Raw genomic sequence first — 9,230 nt, 5'->3', positions numbered from 1 at the left:
ATTACATAATAAATCCAAATAAGTATATAGATGCCACACCCGTAACAATAGAAATTCCAATAGATTTAAATTTGTATGCAACAAGAAGTACAATTAGAAAAGATATAATTTTAGGATTTACTACAGATAAATATAGATTATCTCCATTAAAAAATACATCTTTCGCTGTTAAAGAAGTAAGTATTGCTACAGGTATAAATTTCATTATTTTTTTCAAAGACTCAGGCATATCCTTTTTCGAAAAGATTAACATTGGAAAAACTCTTGGAAGATATGTAACAATGTACATTCCTATTATAATAAAAAATATATAATTACTATTATTCATAAGATTCCTCCTTTTTATAATGCACCTCTTCTGCAAAGAACCCAATTAAAGATGCTAAAATTGATGCGACTATAATTACTAAATTACTCTTAAATAATACATATAAAATAATTGAAATAATAATTGATGATATAAATACTAAAACATAAATTTTGTTTTTTATTTGAGAAACTATTAATGCTATAAACATAGAAGTCAGTATAAATCCAGAAATAGAACTATCTACAGATATTGTTTCTCCTAAAAATGCCCCAATAAAGTTCGCTAAGACTGATGAAACTAGGCAAAAAAAATTGAGATAGATTGCATTTCTGTCAGTCCAATTTCCAGTAGTAAATTTTTCATAATTAACTGCAAAAGTTTCGTCAGTTATGGTATGGCAAAATGGCAATATAAACTTTGGACTTTTATTTTTTATATACATATTTAAATTGGAACTCATTAAGAAATGTCTCAAATTAACAATAAATGTGGTTAATACAATGGATGTTATACTTGCACCAGCTGAAATCATTGAAGCTGCAATAAATTGAGAGCTTCCTCCAAATACCAAAGTTACCATCAATGCTATTTGAAAAGGTGAAAGACCAGATTTCTGCAGTAGTATTCCTCCTACTATACCTATTGGTATATAGCCCAAAAATATGGGTATAGAGGCAATAAAACTTTCTCTTAGTTGTTGAGTTCTTTCCATGATAAATCACTCCTTTTAACTTTTAATACATTGAGTATTATTAAAATATAAAATAGATTAATCATATAATTGCAATTATACTTAAAAATAAATTTGAATTAACTATATAATCTTTACTATAATAAATAAAAATAAATTAGTTTTGAAATACTATTAATCTATAATTACTTTTTGTTATAAGGCAATGATATATGTCAATTCTTATAAATCAATTATCTATTATGTTTTTATTGTAACAGCAAAAAAAATTACACACAATTAAAATATTGTGTGCAATACAATTATCTTTTTTCTTTCAGTAATCGTTTTAATACACTTAAACCAGATTTAAGTTCTTCTATATTTTCTGTAGCACATACAGCTATTCTTATTGCAGAAATAGGTTTTTCTTTTCCAACCGCAAAGCGCTCAGATGCATAAACCTGTACACCTTCTTTGAGTGCCTGTAACTCAAGTTTTTCTGCCATTATATCATCAGGTAGTATTAACCATCTAAATATACATTCATCATTTCCTAAAATATTATACTCAGATAAATATTGATTGACAATCTCATTTCTTCTCCTAGCAGACTTACGGCGTGCCTCAATTAATTTATCTGCTTCTCCTGATGCAATCATACGGTAAGCTATTTCTGTTAAAAAATATGATTGAGACAGATTAATATTATATAAAGCACTTGATAACGCTTCTCTATACTTTTTAGGTGTAGCAATGTATGCAAGACGTAAGCTAGGTGCAAGAATTTTTGATAAGCTTGTAATATAAATTGTCTGATTAGGTATATAATTAGCAACTGGGTTCAAATGTATTTCATTAAGTAAACCATGAATAGCATCCTCAATCACAATTAGATTATATTTAGATGCAATATGTGCAATCATTTTTCGTCCAGTCTCTGACATTATATGTGTAGTTGGGTTTTGATAATCTGGTATTATATATATTCCCTTGATGTTTTCATTCTTGCAGGCATATAATAAACCTTCTTCACTAATCTCTCCATTTTCTTGTTTAATTGGTATCAGTTGTATTCCAAGCATTTTGGCTGCCGTCTTTATTCCAGGGTAAGTTAATGGGTCTACACCTATTCTATCTCCATGTTGAAATAGACCTGCCAAAATAGCTACAATTGCATTTTGTCCTCCACTTGCAGGAAGTAAGCTATCAGAAGAGATTTTAAATCCAGTTTTAGAAATCAATTTAGCTATAGCTTCTTTTTGCCAATCAGCACCATCTCTCTGTCCATATTGAAATATAGTTTTAAAATCCAATTCTTTAGTTATTTGTTTAAATAAAGTACTCATTTCTTCTAATGCACAATCTGGATTCATTGTACCCATTTCAATGAATGTAATTTTATTACTTGACATCAAAAATAAATTTGACCGTATATCATAAGCTACAAAAGTTCCACTTCCTGTAACCCCGCTTATTAATCCTTTCTTTTCACAAATTTTAAAAGCTCTAGAAATAGTACTTACATTTACATCTAGGAAATCTGCCAATTCACGTTGTGGTGGTAATTTAGTACCAGGCAACAAAGTTCCATTATTAATATCTTCTTCTAATTGTTCTGCAATAGCTTTATATAGTATTTGCCCTCTTGATGGTCGTTTTGGCTTCCAATTCATAGGATAATTTTCAAAAGAATTAATTGGCATAAAGTTTCACCTCACATTACTAATTTGACTGTTTTGTTTATCTAAGGCAATAAATTCATTAGGAAAGTGATTATACAAATCTCTAACCTAAACAAATTAATCAATAGCTGTATTTCATAATTACCTTTAAATTTATTTTAATATATACACCATATATTTAAAGAACTTTCTTGTCAATATAAAAGTAGTACAAACCATAATTAAATGAATACTAGAATATTTAATTATTTTTGTGCAATAAAAAAGAAGGCATAAAGAGCTACCCTCAAGCTCAATATACCTTATAAATATCTACACTTCGTTTTTGACTAATTTCTCTATGTCTTTGATAATATGTTCTTTAGATTTTTTTCCAGCTATTGCATCAAAAATTGCAACAGCTTTTTTCTCTCCAAACTTCTCTGCTACATCATTAAACTCTAGAAATCTAACACTTTCCTTTTGTTTACCAAACATACAACACCTCTCATACATTTTTATATATTTATTATAACTTCTATATGTTTATTTTTCACCAATAAACGTTAGACAAATTAGTGCCTTTATTTTTTTAACTTTATTTTCCCTTCAAAATCCTTAACAAAACTAGTTTATTCTACCCTATAAATAAAAATATACAATTTAATTTGTAGGAAACTCAGTAATAAAATAAAAAAATCAATACTTCTCTCTCCAAAAGTTTTACAGTAAAAATAATAAAAATTATTTATTGTGTAGCAGCTTTGATATATACATAAGATTCGCTAACTATTTTATTTCTCAAAGTAAGTAAAAAATAAAATAGTTAATAACAGAAAAATTTCAAACTGATATGATATTAATAGATACAATCTCTGTATGGCTTTGACATATGATATCTCGAAAGTTTTTGATGTTACCATAGAGACTTATTTAATTTTACAGAGTGCTAAGTATAATAGGAGATATTTAAACTAATTAAATTAAGACAATCAATAATTTTAATGTTTAATTGTTGACTTTGACACCGTGTCGTAGTTTATACTAAAACTGTAAGGAGGAAGTATAATGAGGACAATCACTATAAGCCAAGTATCTAAAAATATGGGTATATCCACTAGAATGCTACGCTATTATGAACAAATTGGATTAATTAAAAGTTTTCGTCGTGAAGGTTATGCTTACAGAGTTTATGATGAAGAAGCAATTTCTAGAATTGAGCAGATTATGCTTTTGCGTAAATTGCGAATTCCTGTACGTCAAATTCAAATAATTCTAGAAAATAAAAATGCAATTACTGCTATTAACATCTTTCGTCAAAACATAAATGAATTGGATGAAGAAATTACGGCTCTTTCTACAATCAAGGATATTCTCTTTTGTTTTATCAAAGAACTAATTAAAGTTACAGAACTACCACTCAAAACTATTATTTCTGAAAATGACACATTGTTATCAGCTATTGAATCACTTAATATTGTTAGTATTAATTTTAAGGAGGAACAAGGTATGAATAAGTTAAATAAAGCAGATGAAAGATTATCAAAACTCAATGATGTACGTATAGTATACCTACCACCAACTACTATTGCTTCCGCTCATTATATTGGTGATGACCCAGAACTTCATGCAAATACAATGCTTGATGAATTCGTGCGTAAAAACAATTTGAATAAAATTAAACCAGATTTAAGACGTTATGGTTTCAATCATCCTAATCCAATAGATGAAACAGGCTATCATGGTTATGAGGCATGGGTGACAATTCCAGATAATATGGAGATTTCGGCACCACTTAAAAAAAAGCAGTTTGCAGGAGGGTTATATGGTGCACATATGATTGCTTTTGGCAATTTTGCTGAATGGGATGCACTTCTCGAATGGGTGAATAACAGTGAGAAATATGAATTTGCAGGTGATTTACAAGACCAAGAACATATGTGTGGTCTTTTAGAAGAACATTTAAACTATTTTAGCCATATAGAAAATACAGACCATGAGGTAAAAGATATACAACTTGATTTACTAATACCTATTAAGGAAAAATAAGATAAAATATCAGCATAATAATACTAGTTTGTCAAAAAGATTATATGACTGTGAGATAACAATTATGATAGAGAAAGATTATTTTTGAAAAGAAGAAATATGTCTTTTATTTAACATTCTAACTATTTACAATTAGACAAGATTATAATAAAAAATAGATAAACTATATAGTTTATCTATTTTTTTATTACAACTTTAAGGAATCAATATATTTAAATTTAATTAAATTTATCTAAAGTCCTTCTAAAATTCCAATATGTCAAATATTAACTTTAAATTAATAATATAAGTATTTGTTATGTAATAGTATATGCTATATTAAAACATACTCAATAGTATTATTAAATTAATATATTAGTATTAATACAAATAACTATGTACAAAAATTATATATTAAGTTCTTCTAAGATTTTTATTGCAAATCTTGCATTTGGATATGTAATAGAGCCACCACCAATTACACCTATTTTTATTGCTTCTATAATTTCAGCCTTACTTGCTTTAGAGTTGACACATCCCTCTATATGATAGCAAATGCATTCATCACAACGACTTAAAATAGAAATTGCTAATCCCATCAACTCTTTATTTTTTTTACTTATGGCTCCCTCTGAATAAGTCTTATCATCAAGACTTCCAAATACTCTAAAAAATTCATCTGTTTCACTTAGTTTATTATTATATAATTTTCTATATTCTTTCATTTCTTCAAGATTCATATCTACCTCCTGTGTTTATAAATAATTTTTATAGATTATACTATCACATAATACTTGTATTTTCAATATTAAATATGAATTTTCAATTTATAACACATAGCTTGATTTGCAAATTACCTTAGAATATATAATCAATGATGATTTCTCACTTTGAATATTAATTGATTTTCAGAGCTAAAATAAATACCTTAATAAGTTTTTAATTGTATGTTTTAGCTCTGAAATATATAATATTTAACTAAGTTTTATAAAAATATATAACTATCCTAATTATTTTTAGCTGAATTTTTATATATAAAATAAGAATAAATAAATGGTATCACTACAATCATAATTATTATGAAAGTATTATAAAAAGGAATATTAATAAATGCATTAATAATTAACAATATTCCACCAATAATCCAAATCCATCCAGCTAAATGATGTGTTTTATTCCAATTTTCTTCATTATTAAGAGTCCATGGTAATTTTATTCCTAATGTATAATTTTGTTTACATTTAGGAATATAGTTTCCAATAAAGAAAATCAATATTCCTGAAAATAACCCTATATAAAAGTTTGTCTCTAAAGTAATTCCTATTGAATACATAATCATCATCACTTGTAAAATAACTGACAGTATAGCAACTCCCCACTTTGAAAAACTTTGAAGTATTTTTGAAAATCCTATTTTCTTTGGTTCATTTTCAAGTCTAAACCATGTATATATATGAATACATAGCATTAATAATGGTACACCAAAAGCTGCTATAACTTTTGGAGCATAATTATCTGGATTTCCATAGTTGTCAAAATGAATTGCAACCTGATCTGGTAATCTATTATAAAAATAAATTGATACAATAAATGGTATAAAACATACTAAAGTTGATAAAACAAATTGTTTATTTATCATTTTTTTCATTATCTTTTTCTCCCTTCTCCATAAATTGTGAAAACCAAAGCATAACTTCTTCAAAAACTGAAGTATTTATTTCGTAGAAAATAAAGTTTTTATACTTGGTTTCAAATATGAGCCCTGCCTTTTTTAATTGTGATAGATGATAAGAGATTGTGGCATTTGTCATATTAAATTTTTCACTAATTTCTCCTGCTGACATCCTGTTACTCTTTAGCATAAGTAAGATTTCTCTTCTTATAGGGTCAGAAAGAGCCTTAAACGTTTCTGGAAAACCCAACAATATCACCTCTCTATTTAGAATTTCATCTAAATACAATATAACATAATTAATTATTCATTTCAATAACTATTTAGATTTTTTTCTAAATAGTTATTGAAATGAATATATAAATTTTTAAAATTAGTTTTAAATAAAGCAATCTCACTCATAGATTACTCTTATTTAAATACTTTACTTTCAAAAAAAATAAAAAGACTTAGAAATAAAACTCTAAGCCCTTTTATTTTACAAACTTTCTTATATTTAAAATATAACGTGCACTATCTATGCAACATATTCATACTTTTCTCTGTATTCTCTTACGGCATCATTCCAAGCTTCTTGTACTGTTACACCTCTTTTATTAGCAATTCTCTGTGCCAGTTCAATTATTTTCATAGCTCTTCTTGATATGTTCATATATATTCCTCCTACAAATTATTATATATTTCATATACATAGTTAAAGTTATATTTTTATACTATATAACTTTTCTATTATAATATTACAATTTCCATATGTATTATATATGAACTGTATTAGAAGATAATTAGAATTTTTGTAAAATTTGTATATATTCATATTTATACAATATTGAACTAATAAAAATCTTAAAATAACTTGAAATATATATTCTCATATATACTCTAATAAGCATTTAGAAACTGCAAAATACTTGAAGTTTTTAATAGTTAATATCATATAAAAAATCTACAACTAATCTAATTACAGTGGTTGTAGATTTTTATATAATATACAAATAATTATAAAAGATAAAACTATCCAATTAAAACAATGTTTGGTACATTAGCTTTGTGACCATAAATAATGCCATTACTAAAAATATTGGTTTTATCATTTTTGAACCATTTTTTATTGCAACTTTAGCACCTACATAAGCCCCTATTATCATTACTAATGCAAACAACACAGCAATTTTATAATATACTTGACCATTTATCATAAATAATAATAATGAAGTTACATTGCTTGTCAAGTTTAATATTTTTGTATTTGCTGAAGCATGCAAGAAATCATATCCATATATTTTTATAAATCCAAAAGCTAAAAATGTTCCTGTTCCTGGTCCAAAAAAACCATCATAGAAACCCATTATAAATGCCATAAGCATTCCTAATCTCAAATTTTTCTTATTAATACCTTCAAATCTGTCTTCTTGACCTAAATTTTTAGAAACAAAAGTATAAATTGCCACTATCAAAATCATCAATACAACTAAAACATTTAGTATATTTTCATTTATTGATAATACACATTTTACTCCTAAAATACTACCTATAATAGTAAATGGAACTAATTTTTTTAAGAGTTCATTATTAGTTTTGCCAGATTTTGCATACCTATAAGCACTACTTATACAACCTGCTGATGCTGCAAATTTGTTTGTACCAATAGCAAGATGTATTGGTACTCCAATAGCCATAAGAACAGGCATACTGATAAGTCCACCTCCACCTGCTATAGAATCTACAAAAGCAGCTATAAAGCCCCCTATACATAAAAAAATAATTACAAACATAAAATTCCTCCATACATTCTATTTCAATCTCCTTTACAATATATACTTCATACAATTCTTTCTTAATTTTTATTGTCCAATATATTTTTTCTATATTCATTTGGAGTGCTATTATTAAATTTTTTAAATATTTGTGAAAAATAACTGCTATTATTAAATCCTACTTTCTTGCAAATATCAGCTATACTCATATTCCCATTTTTTAAATATTTTTTAGATTCTTCTATTCTAAGAATATTTATATACTCAGTTATTGAAATTTTATTCTTTTCATTGAAAATAGAACTTAAATAATTTGGACTTATAAAAAACATCTCAGATATGCTATTTAAATTTATATTTTCTTTATAATATTTTTGTATATATTCGTTTATCTTTTCAATTAAATTTACTTTATCTTTTCTCCAAAATTCTCTATTAATATCAATACATTCTTTAGAAAATTCAAGTAATATATTCCATAAGTCTTTATCACTACTTACAAGTGATATTTTTTTAGTATATTTATTTTTTACGTAATAGATAAGATTTAAATCTTCTAAATCTCTAAGTACTGTTCTAGATAATACAAGTATCACCTCTTGAATAATACTTTTAATATTATTATGTATTTTCTTATTTATCTCTATTAGTTTACAAATGCCTTCTAAATTCATATTTTTAATTTCTTTCTCAAGAGAAAATTCTAATTCATAAGGATACTCTACACAGTCAGTATTAAGTATACTAATTCCTACAGGACTTATAATGCACTTTTCTTCTAATAACTTATAATTAGCCCTTTTAAGTGCATCTTCAAGTTTTATATTTTCCTTTCTACTCTTTAATATTTCCTCATCTTTTATACTAAGTTGGTTTTCAAAGAATGTTCTTTTTGCTATTTCCTGAATAAAATCAGTTACCATTAGTAAATTTTCTTTTAATACATATAATCTACTTTTAGGATTTAATGGGATTTCACTGTAAATTTTATTTATATATTTTATATCTATATTTGAGTTATTTGATAATATCGATAACTTTTTATCTATATCAATAGATTTATATATTATAAAATTTCCACATTCTATATATCCAATTATATTTTCTTCTAATACTATAGGTATCTCTAGGC

11 protein-coding genes are annotated in these 9,230 nt (G+C 25.8%); 1 reads left to right on the top strand and 10 read right to left on the bottom strand.

From position 1 onward, the window contains the following. Nucleotide 1 precedes the first annotated feature (1 nt). The 4 genes from KGF52_RS18985 to KGF52_RS18970 all read right to left on the bottom strand — a co-directional run bounded on the left by KGF52_RS18985 (nucleotide 2) and on the right by KGF52_RS18970 (nucleotide 3,142). Nucleotides 2-328: an AzlD domain-containing protein gene (locus tag KGF52_RS18985; RefSeq protein ID WP_227827984.1), complete on the bottom strand. Its 327-nt coding sequence runs from the start codon at nucleotides 326-328 to the stop codon at nucleotides 2-4. Next, nucleotides 321-1,022 (bottom strand): AzlC family ABC transporter permease, encoded by a 702-nt coding sequence (locus tag KGF52_RS18980; protein WP_227827983.1) that lies wholly within the window; start codon nucleotides 1,020-1,022, stop codon nucleotides 321-323. Before KGF52_RS18980 ends, KGF52_RS18985 begins: the two co-directional genes overlap by 8 nt. A gap of 281 nt (nucleotides 1,023-1,303) precedes the next feature. Further along, nucleotides 1,304-2,686: a PLP-dependent aminotransferase family protein gene (locus tag KGF52_RS18975; protein WP_227841256.1), complete on the bottom strand. Its 1,383-nt coding sequence runs from the start codon at nucleotides 2,684-2,686 to the stop codon at nucleotides 1,304-1,306. A 291-nt stretch (nucleotides 2,687-2,977) separates the two neighbouring features. Next, nucleotides 2,978-3,142, bottom strand: coding sequence for a hypothetical protein (locus KGF52_RS18970; RefSeq protein WP_227435106.1), 165 nt, complete (start codon nucleotides 3,140-3,142; stop codon nucleotides 2,978-2,980). A 570-nt stretch (nucleotides 3,143-3,712) separates the two neighbouring features. Here KGF52_RS18970 and KGF52_RS18965 point away from each other — a divergent pair. Further along, entirely contained in the window at nucleotides 3,713-4,693 is a 981-nt protein-coding gene (locus tag KGF52_RS18965; RefSeq protein WP_227841255.1) for a MerR family transcriptional regulator, read from the top strand. A gap of 386 nt (nucleotides 4,694-5,079) precedes the next feature. On the opposite strand, the gene KGF52_RS18960 is transcribed toward KGF52_RS18965, so the two are convergent. The 6 genes from KGF52_RS18960 to KGF52_RS18940 form a co-directional block, all read right to left on the bottom strand. Then, nucleotides 5,080-5,412 carry a carboxymuconolactone decarboxylase family protein gene (locus tag KGF52_RS18960; RefSeq protein ID WP_227841254.1) on the bottom strand — a complete coding sequence of 111 codons (333 nt, stop codon included), beginning with the start codon at nucleotides 5,410-5,412 and terminating at the stop codon, nucleotides 5,080-5,082. 266 nt (nucleotides 5,413-5,678) lie between these two features. After that, complete coding sequence (locus KGF52_RS18955) at nucleotides 5,679-6,320, bottom strand: SdpI family protein (RefSeq protein WP_227827979.1); 642 nt, start codon at nucleotides 6,318-6,320, stop codon at nucleotides 5,679-5,681. Continuing rightward, the gene (locus KGF52_RS18950; RefSeq protein ID WP_227827978.1) at nucleotides 6,301-6,594 is read right to left on the bottom strand and encodes an autorepressor SdpR family transcription factor; all 294 of its coding nucleotides are present in this window, start codon (nucleotides 6,592-6,594) and stop codon (nucleotides 6,301-6,303) included. The genes KGF52_RS18955 and KGF52_RS18950 overlap by 20 nt, the downstream gene beginning before the upstream one ends. Nucleotides 6,595-6,861: 267 nt before the next feature. Continuing rightward, nucleotides 6,862-6,996 carry a hypothetical protein gene (locus tag KGF52_RS21495; protein WP_255287792.1) on the bottom strand — a complete coding sequence of 45 codons (135 nt, stop codon included), beginning with the start codon at nucleotides 6,994-6,996 and terminating at the stop codon, nucleotides 6,862-6,864. A gap of 367 nt (nucleotides 6,997-7,363) precedes the next feature. Continuing rightward, nucleotides 7,364-8,116, bottom strand: a complete 753-nt coding sequence (locus KGF52_RS18945) for a sulfite exporter TauE/SafE family protein (RefSeq protein ID WP_227827977.1) — start codon at nucleotides 8,114-8,116, stop codon at nucleotides 7,364-7,366. 62 nt (nucleotides 8,117-8,178) lie between these two features. After that, nucleotides 8,179-9,230 (bottom strand): helix-turn-helix domain-containing protein (locus tag KGF52_RS18940; protein WP_227841253.1); only part of this gene is annotated, 1,052 nt, incomplete at its 5' end.

The organism is Clostridioides sp. ZZV15-6597 (assembly GCF_020657815.1).
Classification (GTDB): domain Bacteria; phylum Bacillota; class Clostridia; order Peptostreptococcales; family Peptostreptococcaceae; genus Clostridioides.
The sequence above is the reverse complement of the archived record's forward strand: the minus strand, read 5'-3'. Positions and strand labels throughout refer to the sequence as shown.

What these genes read in the sequence shown, in the direction of transcription:
- KGF52_RS18955 (WP_227827979.1), bottom strand. Translation starts at nt 6,320, where the DNA reads ATGAAAAAAATGATAAATAAACAATTTGTTTTATCAACTTTAGTATGT.
- KGF52_RS18945 (WP_227827977.1), bottom strand. Translation starts at nt 8,116, where the DNA reads ATGTTTGTAATTATTTTTTTATGTATAGGGGGCTTTATAGCTGCTTTT.
- KGF52_RS21495 (WP_255287792.1), bottom strand. Translation starts at nt 6,996, where the DNA reads ATGAACATATCAAGAAGAGCTATGAAAATAATTGAACTGGCACAGAGA.
- KGF52_RS18960 (WP_227841254.1), bottom strand. Translation starts at nt 5,412, where the DNA reads ATGAATCTTGAAGAAATGAAAGAATATAGAAAATTATATAATAATAAA.
- KGF52_RS18985 (WP_227827984.1), bottom strand. Translation starts at nt 328, where the DNA reads ATGAATAATAGTAATTATATATTTTTTATTATAATAGGAATGTACATT.
- KGF52_RS18965 (WP_227841255.1), top strand. Translation starts at nt 3,713, where the DNA reads ATGAGGACAATCACTATAAGCCAAGTATCTAAAAATATGGGTATATCC.
- KGF52_RS18975 (WP_227841256.1), bottom strand. Translation starts at nt 2,686, where the DNA reads ATGCCAATTAATTCTTTTGAAAATTATCCTATGAATTGGAAGCCAAAA.
- KGF52_RS18980 (WP_227827983.1), bottom strand. Translation starts at nt 1,022, where the DNA reads ATGGAAAGAACTCAACAACTAAGAGAAAGTTTTATTGCCTCTATACCC.
- KGF52_RS18970 (WP_227435106.1), bottom strand. Translation starts at nt 3,142, where the DNA reads ATGTTTGGTAAACAAAAGGAAAGTGTTAGATTTCTAGAGTTTAATGAT.